Origin of the sequence: Acinetobacter genomosp. 15BJ, assembly GCF_000400715.1 — a bacterium.
In the GTDB taxonomy this organism is placed as follows: domain Bacteria; phylum Pseudomonadota; class Gammaproteobacteria; order Pseudomonadales; family Moraxellaceae; genus Acinetobacter.
The window spans coordinates 387,119-403,847 of the sequence record NZ_KE007351.1 but is presented as its reverse complement, the minus strand read 5'-3'; the positions used below and the strand labels follow the sequence as shown (position 1 = coordinate 403,847).

Genomic DNA, 16,729 nt, shown 5'->3' with positions numbered 1-16,729 from the left:
TTCGTTTATCAATGAGGGATCGGCGTATAGTTTTCAAGATCAAATAGACACTAAAAATTAAGTTAAATTATTAATCCCATTTCTTATCCAGTTGCTACTTGCTGCTTTCACATGGTTAAACGTGGCAACATTGCTTTCAAGGTTCTTAAACATAGTTTTGCTTAATGTTCCGCGATTGCCAAGTACCTGATAAACCAGATGACGTAGCCCCAAGGGATTGTTATCTGATAAAAACCATTGCTCATCATCCACGTTAAAGATAAGGCCACTTGAGCTATATTTATCAGTTGGTTCACAATCTATGATGAAATAATTTTTGGAGTTAGTTTTGACTCTGAGGACTAATATGGTTTTAGGATATACAGAGTGCAGATTGCCATAAGTCATGGTAGCGAGCGTTTCTCCCTGAAAGCCTTCATTAAAGGTATAGCTGTCAATCTTAGTTAGCCCTCTAAGTGACTTGGCATCATTAAGAAGTTCTGCCAACTGCTGATTAGCGCTGCTAGATTCAAGCGTATCACTTTTAAGTCCACTCTCTAAATCAATAACGGCTTGTAGACGACCAATGTGACCGCCTGTACCCACTTGAATGCCCGTTGCATAACTCTCAAGCTCTGGCGCGGTGATAGGAATGACTTTGCCGATATTTAATGCCTTAACTATATCAATATTCTGATTCTTGGCGACTTCTCTAGCTTTACCGATGCTTTGGACTTTTTCTCTTAATATGGCCGTATTTTGGTTATTAGGCCCAAGCTCTGCTTCTACAACTAGATCATCTGTTTCGAGGTTTTGATAGATTGGCTTAATTGTTTGAAAACTTTTAGCTGAACCTTGATCAGCGAGAGTTGAAAAAGAATTGGCAATATCGTAATAAACAAGCTTACCTTCGGGCATGGAAATAGCATTAATCTGAGTGCATAGCCAACTATCGTCAGATAGCTGTACTGCTTTAATTATCATTTCAATAGGTTGTTTATGATAAGGCTCAACTTTTAAATAACTATATCTCTTGGCTTGAAGATTAGCTAAAACCCTGCTGTTTAATGCCTTAACTACTTTTTTAGTAAAATCACTATTTCTAAGATGGTACAAAAATACTGCATCACCTTTAGTGAATTTCTCAGAAAGAAAGACCGCATCAGGGCAGGATCGGTTTATATAATTCAGGTGCAGCAATTGACTAATTGTGCTGTCCGATGGGTTTTCGCCTTCTCCCCAAAGATAGGTTAATAAAATGCGGTTAATTTCTTTAGATGCGCCATAGAGCGCATTAAAAAATTGTAATGGGTGGATTATGATGCGATGAACAACACCTTGGTCATCTGCCTGCTCAGCCACAATCAAACTGTTACCATCATTAATGATATTGCTAACAGGGTAGAGTGCAGGGTCAAATGCATATTGGCTTTCGCCATTTTTAGTTTGGGCATAATTGACTTGATATTTATAATTCTTCTTCAGAGTAACACCCATATTCTCCAAATCGTAACGCCCAATGCAGCAGCCATTCGCCCATATTGAGCCAATGGGAATACTGGGTATGATTTCAAGCGGTAAACTAATCGTAATCTGATAGCCAGAATCTTGATATTTCCCTTTCTCAAGAGCAGTGATATTAGCAAACATCACTTCAACTAATTTTTGGGCATGCCGATGTTGTGATTTATTTTTAATTTTGCCGTACCAGATCACAATATATTCGTGGTCTTTAAAAAAAGCAGGTTTTTTGGACTTTGGATTATCAAGTTGAGGGTTGGTAAATTTGCTGATATCTAAGTTGGTCGTGCTGGTGGTTCTTGGGCAACCAGCAAAAGGATTAAACTTCATTAGCAACCTCCAACTGATGAAGATTGGAGGTTGTGACATCTATTTAGGTAATATGACAAGTATTTAGGTAAATGACAACCACCACCGACCAAGGCAATCGCAGATGCAGTATGGTGAGGTGCGCGAAAGGGCCGTTGTCCAAAGCTATGTTGTGCATTGGCAACCGAGTAAATACTGGCGACTTCTAGATTTTCACGTGCATTGAGTGGAGGCAAAATAGAGGGCAGCCGTGAAGCCAACAGTGTTTTACCAGTGCCAGGTGGCCCTTTAAATAATAAAGAGTGTCCGCCTGCGGCAGCAATTTCTAAAGCACGACGCGGGCGAAGTTGTCCTTTTACATCGGCAAGATCGAATTGATAATAGGAGGCGGCTGCGGTTGTTCTTTGTGGTGCAGCTTGAATCTGGGAATTGCCCGAAAAATGTGCACAAACCTCTTGTAGATGATTGGCCGCATAGACTTCAAATTCTGGCAGCTGATTGGCTTCATCCAAATTTGCAGTTGGCAGTAATAGGCGATGTTGCGCCTGTTGACAGGCCATCGCAATGGTTAAGGCCCCTGAAATCGGGCGTAAATGTCCATCCAGTGCCAGTTCACCAATAAATTCAAAACCTTCGGTGCTGTTTTCAGGAAGTTGTCCAGAAGCAATCAGGATACCAAGAGCAATGGGTAAGTCGAGTCTGGAACCGTCTTTAGGTAAATCTGCAGGCGCTAAATTAATGGTTAAGCGCTTGGTTGGAAACTGAAAACCGCTATTAATAATGGCTGAGCGGACACGATCTTTACTTTCACGAACTGCAGCTTCAGGTAGACCCACAATTGTTAACGAGGGCAAGCCTGAACTGATATGAACCTCAACTTCAATTTGTGGGGCATGCAGACCCAATAGGCCTCTCGTATAGATTTTGGCAAAAGACATCTTATTATTGTTCCATTGTGGTGCTTTATTTTTAATCATTTTTCGGTGCTGTTCGCACCGAATTGGTGCTTATTTTTTATTCTGAACGATTCCTTCAAGTATTTTCATTTGCTGTTGCAGCTCAGTCAGGCGTTGATTGGCCGTATTGAGAGCAGTTCTTTGGCGATCAAGCTCTTGTTTAGAGACAAGGTCTAACTTTTCGATACTTTCACTGAGTAACGCACGTAAGTTTTTTTCTAGGTCTTTTTTAGGTTGGTCAACTTGTTGCAAAATTGCCTGTAAAAGAGTCTCAATCATAAAGTGCTCAATAGGTTATGTATATTTGCTGCTCAGTGTATCACTGCTGGCTATATTCCTCTAGCACACTTCGGGACAGAAGGATGAGTGACTGGTTGATTTCATTCAATATAGCGAAATGAAACTTATTTTCGATGCACTATCTACATCTTCAAGCCTAAATAGGTTATAAAGAAAGCTTGTGCTCGATATTTAAAAACCCCCAACCTTTAAATATTGGCATGAAAATTGAACATAAAACCTTACTGGTGAAAATAAGCCGAAGGAAAACAAACATGAAGCTTGTAACTGCAATTGTAAAACCATTTAAATTAGATGATGTGCGTGAAGCACTCTCTGAGATTGGTGTTCAAGGGATTACCGTAACTGAAGTCAAAGGTTTCGGACGTCAAAAAGGCCATACAGAACTGTATCGTGGTGCAGAGTATGTGGTTGATTTCTTACCGAAAGTGAAGATTGAAATTGCAATTAGCGATGAAATGGTGGATGCAGTCATTGAATCAATCACTCGTGTCGCAAGCACAGGCAAAATTGGTGACGGTAAAATCTTTGTCACGAATTTAGAGCAAGTAATCCGTATCCGTACGGGTGAAACTGGGCCAGATGCTGTCTAAATTGGCACAAACTTTGCTGAGTTAGAAATAAGAGAAATAGCTCACAAAATAAGGTTGGGGGACACGAATGAAAAAAATGCTTATGGCGCTCAGTCTATCTGGCGCACTCTTAGGTGGTTCAGCGGTGGTTTGGGCAGACGATACTGCATCAGCACCAACAACTGAACAAACCGTAGCCGTTGCTGATACGGGTGCTGCAACAACTGAAATTGTAGCAGTTGAAGCTCCAGCTCCTGAAGAGGCTGCTCCTGCTGCTGTAGCAACAGTGGATACGGGTGATACAGCTTGGGTTCTTGTTTCAACAGCATTGGTTCTGTTGATGACTATTCCTGGTTTGGCTCTGTTCTACGGTGGTATGGTACGTAAGAAAAACGTACTCAGCACCATGATGTTCAGCCTTTCTGCGGCGATCTTAGTGAGTTTAATCTGGGTAATTGCCGGTTACTCATTGGCTTTCTCTGGTTCAGGTGCTTATGTGGGCGACTTGGGCAAGGCGATGCTGAATGGCGTTGCGTTTGATGCCTTAAGTGGAACAATTCCTGAAAGCTTATTTGTTATTTTCCAAATGACGTTTGCGATCATCACTGTAGCGATTATCAGTGGTTCGATTGCTGATCGTATGAAATATTCAGCATTTATGGCATTTATCGCAGTATGGGTGGTCTTGGTTTATGCACCAATCACTCACTGGGTATGGGCGGCTGACGGCTGGTTATTCAAAGCAGGCGCATTAGATTTTGCTGGTGGTACGGTTGTTCATATTAACGCAGGTGTTGCAGGTTTGGTTGCAGCATACATGTTAGGGAAACGTACAGGTCTTGGCCGTGAATCTATGGCGCCACATAACTTAACTTTAACTGTGATTGGCGCAAGCTTGATTTGGGTGGGTTGGTTCGGCTTTAACGGTGGTAGTGCTTTAGGTGCTGGTGCGCGTGCAAGTATGGCGATTCTTGTGACTCAAGTTGCTGCTGCCGCTGCTGCATTCTCATGGCTCATTGTTGAACGTCTGGTTCGTGGTAAAGCATCGGTTCTTGGTGGTGCATCAGGTGCGGTTGCTGGTTTAGTGGTGATTACGCCTGCTGCTGGTTTCGTTGGTGTAGGCGGTGCTTTGATCATGGGCTTAATTGGTGGTGTGGTGTGCTTCTGGGGGATTACTGCACTGAAACGCCTGCTTAAAGCGGATGATGCCTTGGATGCATTTGGTTTACATGCTGTTGGTGGTATCGTTGGTGCGATTCTTACTGGTGTGTTCTACAGTGATGAAATCATCAAAGCGGCAAATGTTGCACTTGCACCAACCTTTATCGGTCAATTGTGGGTACAAATTGAAGGTGTATTAGCGACAATCGCTTATAGCGCAATTGTGACTTTCATTATCCTGAAAGTAATTGATCTGGTGATTGGTATCCGTGTCAGCGCTGATGATGAGCGTATGGGTCTTGACCTGAGCCAACATGGCGAACGTATCGAATAATCTGCACAACATACGATTTAAAAAAACAGCCTTATGGGGCTGTTTTTTTATGGCTTTAGGGTGCTAGTTCTGCAATTGAAGAAACTTTGCTACACTTAAGCAAAGTGAGTAAATAATCGCGCAACTATGCATTGTCCATTTTGTAACGCTGCTGATAGTAAAGTCATAGACTCCCGTTTGGCTGCCGAAGGCTGCCAGATTCGTCGTCGCCGTGAGTGTGTCATTTGTGGGGAGCGTTTTACCACCTTTGAAAGTTATGATGTGGTCATGCCTCGCGTGATCAAATCAGACGGTAAAAATGAACCTTTTGATGAGGCCAAACTGCGCCGTTCTTTAATGCATGCCTTACAAAAACGTCCTGTCACTCAGGAACAAATTGAAACCGTACTCAGCGATATTCAATCGCAGATTCGTCGTTTAGGCGAGCGCGATGTCAAATCCAGAACCATTGGCGAAATCGTGATGCAGGCATTATTTGCATTGGATCATGTTGCCTATGTTCGATTTGCTTCTGTGTACCAAGATTTCCAAGATGTAGAAGCATTTCGCCATCAAATTGAGCAAATGCAACAACGTGAAAATGAAGCTTAAATTCGAGAGATCATGTCTGAGTTAACCCAAGATCATTTATCTGAACATCAGCAGTGGATGCAACAAGCCATTGCCTTAGCTCGACGTGGTCAATATTCGACGAAGCCGAATCCAAATGTCGGTTGTGTGATTATCAAAGACGGTCAACTGATTGGGGAAGGCTATCACCCTAAAGCTGGTCAGCCGCATGCGGAAGTTTTTGCATTGCGTCAGGCAGCTGAGAGTGCCAAAGATGCAACTGCATATGTCACTTTGGAACCCTGCGCACATTATGGTCGAACACCGCCTTGTGCGGAAGCTTTGGTCAAAGCCCAGGTGAAAAAAGTTGTCATTGCCTGTTCTGATCCAAATCCACTGGTCGCAGGTAAGGGCGTTAAAATTTTACAAGATGCAGGCATTGAGGTTGAAACGGGGATTTGTACGGAAAGTGCAAAAACGCTCAACTTGGGTTTTTTGAAGGCCATGTCAACTGGCCTGCCTTATGTACGTTTAAAGATAGCATCCAGTCTGGATGGCCGTACTGCGATGGCTTCGGGTGAATCAAAGTGGATTACTGGCACAGCAGCTCGACAAGATGTACAACATTGGCGGGCAATTTCGGGTGCGGTGATCACTGGTATTCAAACGGTTTTAGCCGATGATTGCGAACTGAATGTACGTGTTTTAGAAGGCGTTGACCTGACAACAGTGGTGCAACCAAAACGGATCGTTTTAGATCGACAAGGGCAATTACCACTTTCTGCAAAAATTTTACAGCAATCTGAAACGGTGATGGTGATGACACCATTTCGTCAAGAACTTGCTGATTTAGGCGTGATACAATTGCCACCGCAACCTTTAAACCAGTTATTACAGACTTTGTCTCAACAATATCAAATTTATGATGTTTTAGTTGAGGCAGGTGCGACTTTATCAACGGCCTTTTTACAACAAGGATTGGTTGATGAAATGATTAGTTATGTTGCACCAACTTTACTTGGTCAATCTGCTCGGGCTATGTTTAATGCTGAATTTAGCAAAATGGCAGAGCAGCTTCGTTTTGAGTTGGTCGATGTAACCCAACTTGGGCAAGACATTCGCCTAAGATTGCTCCCTATCCAAGAGATGATATGAATCCAGAACCATCGGTTTATCACAAACGTCGTCATGCTGCCCGTACGACTGACGAATATCTTTTTCATCAGTTAGTACCGTATCTCGGTAATAAGCGTCGGTTGCTTCACCTGATTTTAGAAGCACTTGAGATTACAGGTACACTGAATAGCAAGAAAAAGAATCCACCGATTTTTGCTGATTTCTTTGCGGGGAGTGGGGTTGTTTCGCGTTTAGCGCGTCAGAATGGTTATCGCGTGATTGCCAATGACTGGGAACCGTATAGCCATGCGTTGAACAATGCCATTTTAGCTTGTGTTGATGCACCTGCTTTTAAAGAGTTAGGGGGTTATCAGAAAGCCATTGATTATCTGAATCGCTTACCTGAGGTCAAAGGCTGGGTCACGCATAATTTATGTCCGCGTAATGATGATGTGTATGATCCTGCCCGTGATCGTTTGTTCTTCAAACGCCGTAACGGTATGCGGATCGATGCGATTCGTCAGCAGATTGCAACATGGCAAGCGCAAGGTGCAATTAATGATGTAGAGATGAGTGCTTTATTGGCACCGCTATTGTATTCCGCAAGTTTCGTCAGTAATACCAGTGGTGTCTTTAAAAGTTTCCATCAGGGCTGGGGCGGACGTACCCAAACTGCCTTGGAGCGGATTGAATCTTTATTGTGGTTAACGCCGAGCCGTTTTTGCGAGATTGGGGATGCTAAGCGTCCTGCTGCTGAAGTGTGGTGTGTCGATGCACAGCATTTAGCCAATCAAATGAGTAGTTTTGAGGTTGATGTCGCTTATCTTGATCCACCCTATAATCAGCATGCCTATAGCAGTAACTATCATGTTCTGAATGCATTGACTTTATGGGATCAAGTTGACTTGCCATCCCCAGATACCAAAGGTTTTAAAAGTGGTATTGATCGAGCTTGGCGTAAAGAACGTCCAAGTCCTTATAACTCATCTAAATATGCCAAAGAGGCCTATGAAAAGTTATTGGAAACGATTAATGCACGTTATATCTTGACCAGTTATTCGACTGATGGAAATATTGAGCCCAAAGACTTGCTCACTGCCAATTTGAAGCGCGGTAAAGTGACTTTGTTGACCCAAGATGTACCACGTTATCGGGTGAGTAAACAACGCCAGTCTGAACGTGCTCGCGTACTTGAGTTTATTGTGATCACGGACACCCACGCCAAGTCTGGACCTCCGTTACGGCAGCTCTTGGGACAGTTATACCATTTCGCTGAATTGGGTGGTGTAGATACCACGGGTAACAGTACCCAACTGGCACTTTGGTAAAAGAAAAAAAGACACCATTTTGGCAACAAAGTGGTGTTTTTGTATCCAATATTTGGTGGGTATCGGTTAATTAGATTGTTATGATCGGCTTTCAAGATAAGTTCATGTTTTTATAGTAAATATCTATCAATTTTGAGTTGGTTTATATGTGCATCGTCATGCTTTTAAGTTAAATGATATAAAGTGGCAATTAAAAAAATAATGATTTAAAACAAATGTATAGAACTTTTTATCCTTCTGTTTTTATCGTCGTGTTCACTTAATATAAGACTGGAAATACTTTAACCAATCGTTCAAATTTTTACCAAATGATATTGACCATATCTAAAAATAACTATAGTTTGCCGAGCTTAATTTAGGGTCTTGCCTATTTGCAGCGATGACCAAGAGAGGTTGTTATGAGTCGCTCGGAACCCACCTTATTGGGGCAGTGTGTAGCTGAATTTTTTGCTACCGCAATTTTTTTATCATTTGGTATTGGTGTGGTGGCTGCACTTAAGCTTGCAGGAGCGAGTTTAGGCTTGTGGGAAATTAGTATCGTATGGGGCTTGGCTGTTGCATTGGCAGTGTATTTATCTGCTGGCATTTCTGGGGCACATCTCAATCCCGCAGTGACTATCGCTTTGGCGCTGTTTGCTGGTTTTGAAAAACGTAAAGTACCTTTCTATATCATTTCACAAGTTGCTGGTGCAGCTGTGGGGGCACTTCTGGTTTATGGTCTGTATAGCAATTTATTTGTGGACTATGAGCAAACCCATCATATGGTGCGGGGCAGTGTTGAAAGTTTAGAATTGGCGGGAATTTTCTCAACCTATCCACATCATCTGCTCTCGCTTGGTCAGGCCTTTATGGTGGAAATGTTTATCACCATGTTATTGCTGTGGTTGATTATGGCAATTGGTGATGATAGCAATGGTTTACCACGTGGTGCTTTGGCTCCGATTCTAGTGGGGCTGTTGGTTGCTGTGATTGGTGCGTCTTTTGGCCCATTGACTGGCTTTGCTATGAACCCTGCACGTGATTTTGGCCCAAAAATTGTAGCCTATTTCTCTGGCTGGGGACCTGTTGCTTTTACTGGTGGCCGTGATATTCCGTACTTTATCGTCCCGATTATTGCACCAATCGTAGGGGCTTGTTTGGGCGTACTTGGTTATAAGTTGTTCTTTAGCCATTTCTTGCTGAATCAAAAAGTCGAACACAAAGCCACTGCTGAAAAACAAGTGTCTGAAATGCAATAAAGACCAGATGAATTTTAAAAAGGGCGATCAATAGATGGCCCTTTTTATTTGCCTGTATTTGCATTGCACATGCCTTGTTATCTCCAGTTCTTTGCTTTAAGGTATCTTCTTTACAGTGCTACATACTGCAATAAAGATAGGTTGAAACTCCCATGTTTACAGGCATTATTGAAAGTTTAGGTAAGGTTGAGAGCCTACAAAGTGTAGGTGGCGACGTTCGTTTGCGTATTCAAACTGATTTGGATATGTCTGATGTGCATTTGGGTGATTCGATTGCCACTAACGGGATCTGCCTGACCGTGATTGAATGGGGTGAGAACTGGTATGCGGCTGATGTTTCGCGTGAGAGTTTAAATCGGACGACACTGGGCCAGTGGAAGGTCGGCCAAGCCGTCAATGTCGAAAAAGCGATGCTGCCAACCACACGTTTTGGTGGACATATTGTCAGCGGCCATGTGGATGGCTTAGGTGAAATTAGCTTAGTGCGCCATGATGCACGTTCACTGTATTTTGAAGTGACAGCACCTGTTGAGTTGGCTAAATATTTAGCCGAGAAAGGTTCAGTCACGGTCGATGGGATCAGTTTGACGATTAACCATTTACGCGGCAATATTTTAAGTTTGAATTTGATTCCACATACTGCCGAGCGTACCAATATTGGCACTTGGCAGGTTGGAAGCAAAGTCAATTTGGAAGTGGATGTCTTGGCACGTTATATCGAGCGTTTATTGCTAGGTGATAAGGCCGCTGAACAGAAAACTGAATCGAATATTAGTATGGCATTCTTGGCTGAAAATGGTTTTTTAAAATAAAAGATGAAGTATAAAAAAGCCCAGTTCGAACTGGGCTTTTTTATTATTTTTCGTCTGAAAATTCACTGTTTTTCAGAATATAGTCAATTTCATCTTGTGCTAGGGCGTGCAGTTTTGCTCTAAACACCGTTACCGCTTGCTCAATTAAACCTTCAGCTTCTAATTCAAGTCGTACACGGACACTTTCCAGTTCGGACAGAATTTGCTGGTCATCGATCACCATACTTTGACCTCGTGCATAATCCACACTTGGCTGTTCAGGGTTACTTTGATAGCGTTCAGTTTGCTGTGCAATTTCCTGATCAATATGACCACGTAAGGCAAGCAGGTTTTCAGTCTGTTGTTCAAATTGACGGGCTTCATCGGCTTGTAATTGCGCTGCATATGCTGCTTCAGCTGCACGCTTCTCTTCCAAAGCCTTTTCCAAAGCCAGTTGTTTACGAATACGTGCTTGTTCAATCAAGTCCGCTTTTAAGTCGGCATAGGCTTGATCAATGCGCTGCTGAGAAAGTTGCTGAGCATTTTCCTCATGCTGTGTCCATGTCTGAGTCAGTGTTTGTGGTAGCAGTAGATCACAAATACGTGCTAAATCATCCTGATAGGTCTGACGGACAGCCTCAGGTGCATTTAACCAACGTTTTTTAAAGTCCTGACCTACATTTAATGCCACAAGACACTCCTCAAATGATGCTGTTTATTGCCGATTTATAATTTAAATGTTCGAGGTTCAATACCTAAACGACGATACATTTTAAATTTTTCCCGCCCGATCTGTTTTGCCGTTTCATTATTTTCAATAATTTCGATAATGTGGCGAAAATCTTGAGTTTGTTCAAGTGCATGATTGTTAAAATTAAACACGATCCAATCATTCGACGGAGGTAATTCCGCTGAAATACACACAGGACTATGCGGTTGATCGATGCCATGTGGAATAAAACTGAGTGGATCAAAGTTCCAAAGTTTCTCATCTAACTCCGTTTGCTGCTCTGAATCAACGCAATACCACCAAATTTGTGGATGCTGATTCAGAATCTTACGGCATAAACGGCAAGCACTTTCGACTTGCCGTTCTGTACTATTCTCAAATAGATAAAAGCTGATTTGTGGCATGTTCTAGTTTTTCGTTGCAACACGATTTGCTAAAAACTGCATCAGTAATGGCACAGGACGACCTGTAGCACCTTTGGCTGCACCCGATAACCACGCCGTACCTGCGACATCGAGGTGTGCCCAACGATAATCACGAGTGAAACGTTCGAGGAAACAAGCAGCAGTAATTGCGCCACCATATGGACCGCCAATGTTGGCAATATCAGCAAAAGGAGAGTCGAGTAATTCTTGATACTCTTCCATCACTGGCATACGCCATACGCGGTCTAGTGACTGTTCACCTGCCTGTTGTAGGTCTTGGGCAAGTTCATCATCTGGCGTAAATAAGCCACTCACCACTTTACCCAGTGCAACAACGCATGCACCTGTGAGGGTTGCGATATCAATCACCAGTGCTGGGTTAAAGCGTTTGATGTAGGTGAGGGTGTCGCAAAGGACTAAACGACCTTCGGCATCGGTATTTAGGATCTCAATAGTCTGACCGCTCATGCTGGTCACAATATCACCTGGACGAGTTGCATGGCCAGAAGGCATATTTTCTGCTGCTGCAATCGCACCGACCACATGAATTGGGAGTTGAGCTTCACAAAGTGCTTGAATGGTTCCAAGAACAGAAGCTGCGCCACACATATCAAATTTCATTTCATCCATACCTAAGCCAGGTTTCAATGAAATACCACCTGTATCAAAGGTCACACCTTTACCGACAAGCACGACAGGTGCTTGATCTACTTTGGCATTGTATTCGAGTGTAATAATGCGACCTGGGCGGTCAGAGCCTTTGCTGACTGCAAGGAAGGCATACATCCCTAGGTCCGCCATTTGCTGTTCATCAAGCACTGTGACTTTTAAAAGCGCTGGATATTGTGCTGCAAGTGCAATCGCTTGATCTGCCAAATATTCAGGGAAGCAAATATTACCAGGACGGTTGCCGAGATCACGGGCGTAGTTCTGACCTGATTGCACTGCATGAATCAAATTCAATTGTGCATCATCTAAAGTGGTTCGATTGGCAACAAGATGGATTGTTTCTAAGACAGACTCATTCTTTTTCGATTTAAATTCATCATAACCATACGCTGCTTGAGTCAGGCTTAAGACAAACAGTGAATGTAAATCGGTTGAGAGTGCTGAAAGATCGATACTAATTTGTTTAAATTTATTTTGTGATGATTTGATAATAGTTTGTGCGAGTTTTGCTAATTTTGTCGCTTTTAACTCGGCATTTTTTCCGAGTCCGAGCAATTGAGCATTGGCTTGTACGGAAATATTGGTAATTAAGGCTAAGCTTTCGTTAAAACCTGCTTTGAATTGTGTTGCGTTAAGCACTTCTTCTAGGTGATTGATTTGATATGTATTTAAGTTCTGTTGTAATTGTTCTGAATCAACCAAAATCCACAAAGATTCGCTAGACGCCTGAGTTGGGAATGCGTTATGAAGGGTAAATTTCATTGTTTGTATGGAACCTGATGAGTGAAAAATAAAGATAAGTCCATTAAACACTTTCAGATATGAGGTTGCAATCCGCAACAAGCGATAGGTTTTATATTTTTAACATTCGGGTAAACTAGCGTTACCTTCAATTGGGCTTTTTGGAAGTATTACTTTGATTATTCGGCGTTATCTCGTCAAACAAGTGGTTTCGACATCTCTCGTCGTCATTGGTTTATTAACCCTGATTATGATGGGTGGTCGTTTAATCAAATATTTTGGCGTGGCAGCTCAAGGTCGTTTAGATGCAGGCATTTTATTTAGCATCATCGGCTATCGTTTGCCCGAGTTTTTAACGCTGATTCTTCCTTTGGGTTTCTTCATTGCCTTGATGCTGGTGTTTGGTCGTCTGTATGTTGACCATGAAATGGCGGTGTTAAATGGCAGTGGTGTGAGCCGTAACCAGTTGGCACGCATGTTGTTACCAATGACCTTGGTATATCTGGTGGTGCAAACCTGTTTAATGATTTGGATGGGGCCGTGGGGTTTACGTGAGTTTGAAAAACTGACCAGCACACAAGCGGTACGCACGGGTTTTGACTTGGTTCGTCCCAAGGAGTTTATTTCTTCAGGGCCTTTTACCATTTATGCAGATTCCTTGTCTGAAGACCGTAAGAATTTAAAAGAGATTTTCTTCTATCAAAAAGCCAATCAAGAAGATAAACCAGACATCATGATTTTGGCGAAAGAAGCCACTCGTGTTGAAGTTGCTAATGATACGGCTAATGTCGTGGACTTGCTTCAAGGTCGCCGTTACGAGATTTATCCTAATCAGCCACGTTATCTTCAGGCAGAATTTCAATCTTATCGCTTACGTTTAGAAAATGATAAAGATGTGAAATTTGAAAGTGATGATGTAGAAGCATTGTCCATGTCCAAGCTTTGGCAGAAACGGGATGATTCCGTGGTACGTAGTGAGTTAGGCTGGCGTATCTTTGGACCATTTATCATTATTGTGGGTTTGATGCTTGCTGTCGCATTGTCTGAAGTGAGTCCGCGTCAAGGGCGTTATTATCGTTTGATTCCTGCGATCTTTATTTTTGCCAGCTTAATTGTGGTATTGATCGCGATTAAGACTCGAATCAGTAAAGATGAGTTGGATATTTGGGCTTATCCAGCTGTGATTTTGGTTTATGCCATTGCAGCCGCAATTTTTGCACGTAAACAAAAATTAGCGCCTAAAATTAAGAAAAGTATGCAGCGAGTGGGGTTGTGATGTTAGCACGTCGAATAGTCGCCAAACATGTGACAAAAACCACGGTTCTAGCCATGCTTGGAACAACGCTGGTGTTATCTTTCCTACAAGTATTATTTACTTACCTTGGTGAATTGGGTTCGCTGAAACCTAACTATAATGCGTGGCAGGCTTTTCTATTTGTGATGTGGGGTGCACCGCGTTATTTATATGAAATTCTGCCTGTTGCTGCATTGATTGGCTCGGTTTTAGGACTGGGCGCACTTGCTTCGAATAGTGAACTGATCGTGATGCGTTCTGTGGGTATCAGTTTATGGCGAATTGTTGGTTGGGTCATGCGTTCAGCGCTGTTATTGATCGTACTGTCTTTTGTGTTGAGTGAATGGGTGATTCCTTATACCAACGAACAAGCTCAAAGTATTAAAAAGCAACGCAGTGTAGCGGCTTTGGGAGAAGTCAAAGGCTATTGGTCACGTGAAGGTCAGCGTTTTATTTATATTGATTATGCCAACTCACAAGGTCAGCTACGCAACATTCAGACCATCGATTTTGATCAGGACTATCGCTTGCAGTCTTTTGTGACCGCTGAAAAAGGGCAGTTTATTAAAGATGGTGAATGGCAGTTGTCTCAATCACATCAAGTGGATTTACTGGCGCAAGGTAATGCCATTAAAACGGATCATGAGCAGCAATCACTTGGTTTAGCATTACAGCCGAAATATGTACATATGGTGACCTTGGACCCTGAAGATTTATCTCCAAGCCAATTGATTAGTTTCATGCGCTATATGGATGAATATAGCCAGGTGCCAAAGACCTATGAATTGGCCTTCTGGCAGAAAGTGACGTCACCGTTTTCTTTAATTACCTTAGTGTTGATTGCTTGTTCCTTTATTTTTGGGCCATTACGTCAACAGTCAATGGGTTTCCGTTTGGTGATTTCACTGTTTACAGGTCTAGGCTTCTTCTATCTTCAAGATTTCTTGGGCTATGCAAGTTTAGTGTACGCACCTTCACCTGCATGGTTTGTGCTGATGCCTGTGGTGCTGATCTTTATGGTGGGTAGCTATCTGCTCTATCGAGCACGCTAATCTTGATGGAGAGGTTCTATGATCAGGATTGATGAAAGCCATCAGTCAGGTCATGGAGAATTCGATTAAATTTCGGTAAAATAGACCGATCAAATGACAAACAGAGAGTCCATTATGACGGATGCAAATGCTGGCAAAATTCCTCACGTTCTGGTAATTATGGATGGTGTAGGACATCGTGAAGCAGTTGAAGATAATGCTTTTTTAGCGGCAAAAACGCCAAACCTCACTGCGATGAAGGCCAAGCATCCAAATAGTTTAATCTCAGGTTCAGGCGAAGATGTCGGCTTACCTGATGGTCAAATGGGCAACTCTGAAGTCGGTCATATGAATTTAGGTGCAGGTCGTGTGCTGTACCAAGATTTCACTCGAATTACTAAAGATATCCGCACTGGTGCTTTTTTTGAGCATGAAGTTTTAATTGATGCTGTAGAAAAAGCCAAACTAGCAAAAGGTGCCGTACATGTGATGGGTCTGTTGTCTCAAGGTGGTGTTCATTCACATGAAGATCATATTGTGGCAATGTGTGAGCTTGCATTGAAACGTGGTGCAACCGTATATCTACATGCCTTCCTAGATGGACGTGACACCCCACCACGGAGTGCAAAGCCATCATTAGAAAAACTAGATGCTTTATTTGCACAATATCCAAATCAGGGTCGTATCGTTTCGATGATTGGTCGTTACTTTGCGATGGACCGTGATAATCGTTGGGATCGTGTTGAACAAGCCTATCGCCTCATGACAGAAGGTGAGGCAGTACGTGTCGCCAACTCAGCAGTTGAAGGCTTAGAGCTAGCTTATGCTGCGAATGAAAATGATGAATTTGTTAAAGCAACACGTATTGGTGAAATTGCCAAAGTGCAAGATGGTGATAGTGTTGTTTTTATGAACTTCCGTGCCGATCGCGCGCGTGAGATTACTCGTGCTTTTGTTGAAAAAGATTTTGCTGGATTTACCCGTAAAGTTGTTCCAAACCTGTCTAAGTTTGTGATGCTAACACGTTATCAAGCGAGTATTGATGCACCTGTGGCGTATATGCCAGAAGCGCTTAAAAACTCGATTGGTGAATATTTGTCAAGTTTGGGTAAGACCCAATTGCGTATTGCTGAAACTGAGAAGTACGCACACGTCACGTTCTTCTTTAGTGGTGGTCGTGAAGATGAATATGAAGGTGAAAAACGTATTCTCATTCCTTCACCGAATGTTGCAACCTACGATTTAAAACCAGAAATGAGTGCTTATGAAGTAACTGATGAGTTGGTGAATGCAATCAATTCAGGTGAGTTTGACCTTTTAGTCGTGAACTATGCCAATGGTGATATGGTTGGTCATACGGGTGTTTTTGATGCCGCGGTGAAAGCAGTTGAAACAGTCGATAGCTGTCTAGGTCGTGTTTACGATGCAGTGATGGCGAACAAAGGGCATATGTTAATTACAGCGGATCATGGTAATGTAGAGCAAATGCAAGACTATGATAGTGGACAGGTTCATACCCAACATACCACAGAATTGGTTCCATTTATTTATGTTGGTCCAACACAAGCAACGATTGCTGAAGATGGCGTATTGGCGGATGTAGCGCCAACACTCCTGCATTTGATGAACATTGCTGTACCGCCTGAAATGCAAGGCAAGAACTTAATTACTTTAAAATAAGGTGA

Annotated in this window: 15 protein-coding genes and 1 pseudogene; 10 read left to right on the top strand and 6 right to left on the bottom strand. The window is 42.6% G+C overall.

From position 1 onward, the window contains the following. Nucleotides 1-57: 57 nt before the first annotated feature. From F896_RS00300 to F896_RS00310, 3 genes and pseudogenes are all read right to left on the bottom strand, one after another. Nucleotides 58-1,830, bottom strand: coding sequence for a hypothetical protein (locus F896_RS00300; RefSeq protein WP_016165219.1), 1,773 nt, complete (start codon nt 1,828-1,830; stop codon nt 58-60). Nucleotides 1,831-1,901: 71 nt separating this feature from the next. After that, nucleotides 1,902-2,747 (bottom strand): annotated as a pseudogene (locus tag F896_RS00305) (YifB family Mg chelatase-like AAA ATPase); the annotation flags it as partial. 69 nt (nt 2,748-2,816) lie between these two features. Then, nucleotides 2,817-3,044 (bottom strand): accessory factor UbiK family protein, encoded by a 228-nt coding sequence (locus F896_RS00310; protein WP_016165217.1) that lies wholly within the window; start codon nt 3,042-3,044, stop codon nt 2,817-2,819. Nucleotides 3,045-3,319: 275 nt separating this feature from the next. Between F896_RS00310 and glnK the strand changes: the two genes are divergently transcribed. The 7 genes from glnK to F896_RS00345 all read left to right on the top strand — a co-directional run bounded on the left by glnK (nt 3,320) and on the right by F896_RS00345 (nt 10,175). Next, entirely contained in the window at nt 3,320-3,658 is a 339-nt protein-coding gene (gene glnK / locus F896_RS00315) for a P-II family nitrogen regulator (RefSeq protein WP_004656379.1), read from the top strand. A 67-nt stretch (nt 3,659-3,725) separates the two neighbouring features. Then, nucleotides 3,726-5,132, top strand: coding sequence for an ammonium transporter (locus tag F896_RS00320; protein WP_016165216.1), 1,407 nt, complete (start codon nt 3,726-3,728; stop codon nt 5,130-5,132). A gap of 126 nt (nt 5,133-5,258) precedes the next feature. Next, entirely contained in the window at nt 5,259-5,723 is a 465-nt protein-coding gene (gene nrdR, locus F896_RS00325; RefSeq protein WP_004656377.1) for a transcriptional regulator NrdR, read from the top strand. Between the two features lie 12 nt (nt 5,724-5,735). Further along, nucleotides 5,736-6,836, top strand: coding sequence for a bifunctional diaminohydroxyphosphoribosylaminopyrimidine deaminase/5-amino-6-(5-phosphoribosylamino)uracil reductase RibD (gene ribD, locus F896_RS00330; protein WP_016165215.1), 1,101 nt, complete (start codon nt 5,736-5,738; stop codon nt 6,834-6,836). Continuing rightward, entirely contained in the window at nt 6,833-8,125 is a 1,293-nt protein-coding gene (locus F896_RS00335; RefSeq protein ID WP_005210030.1) for a DNA adenine methylase, read from the top strand. Before ribD ends, F896_RS00335 begins: the two co-directional genes overlap by 4 nt. A gap of 398 nt (nt 8,126-8,523) precedes the next feature. Beyond that, nucleotides 8,524-9,363, top strand: coding sequence for an MIP/aquaporin family protein (locus F896_RS00340; RefSeq protein WP_016165214.1), 840 nt, complete (start codon nt 8,524-8,526; stop codon nt 9,361-9,363). Nucleotides 9,364-9,515: 152 nt separating this feature from the next. Further along, on the top strand, nt 9,516-10,175 hold the full coding sequence (locus tag F896_RS00345) for a riboflavin synthase (RefSeq protein ID WP_005240240.1): 660 nt from the start codon (nt 9,516-9,518) through the stop codon (nt 10,173-10,175). Between the two features lie 43 nt (nt 10,176-10,218). On the opposite strand, the gene F896_RS00350 is transcribed toward F896_RS00345, so the two are convergent. The 3 genes from F896_RS00350 to F896_RS00360 are packed head-to-tail and all read right to left on the bottom strand — an operon-like array spanning nt 10,219 to nt 12,740. Then, nucleotides 10,219-10,845, bottom strand: coding sequence for a cell division protein BlhA (locus tag F896_RS00350; RefSeq protein WP_016165213.1), 627 nt, complete (start codon nt 10,843-10,845; stop codon nt 10,219-10,221). 35 nt (nt 10,846-10,880) lie between these two features. After that, entirely contained in the window at nt 10,881-11,288 is a 408-nt protein-coding gene (locus F896_RS00355; RefSeq protein ID WP_016165212.1) for a DNA polymerase III subunit chi, read from the bottom strand. A gap of 3 nt (nt 11,289-11,291) precedes the next feature. Beyond that, on the bottom strand, nt 11,292-12,740 hold the full coding sequence (locus F896_RS00360) for a leucyl aminopeptidase (protein WP_016165211.1): 1,449 nt from the start codon (nt 12,738-12,740) through the stop codon (nt 11,292-11,294). Between the two features lie 154 nt (nt 12,741-12,894). Here F896_RS00360 and lptF point away from each other — a divergent pair, with 154 nt between their 5' ends. From lptF to gpmI, 3 genes are all read left to right on the top strand, one after another. Further along, a complete protein-coding gene (gene lptF / locus F896_RS00365) occupies nt 12,895-13,995 on the top strand; it encodes an LPS export ABC transporter permease LptF (RefSeq protein WP_016165210.1) in 1,101 nt (366 codons plus the stop codon). Further along, nucleotides 13,995-15,065: an LPS export ABC transporter permease LptG gene (gene lptG / locus F896_RS00370; RefSeq protein ID WP_016165209.1), complete on the top strand. Its 1,071-nt coding sequence runs from the start codon at nt 13,995-13,997 to the stop codon at nt 15,063-15,065. Before lptF ends, lptG begins: the two co-directional genes overlap by 1 nt. A gap of 114 nt (nt 15,066-15,179) precedes the next feature. After that, on the top strand, nt 15,180-16,724 hold the full coding sequence (gene gpmI / locus F896_RS00375; RefSeq protein ID WP_016165208.1) for a 2,3-bisphosphoglycerate-independent phosphoglycerate mutase: 1,545 nt from the start codon (nt 15,180-15,182) through the stop codon (nt 16,722-16,724). Nucleotides 16,725-16,729: the final 5 nt, after the last annotated feature.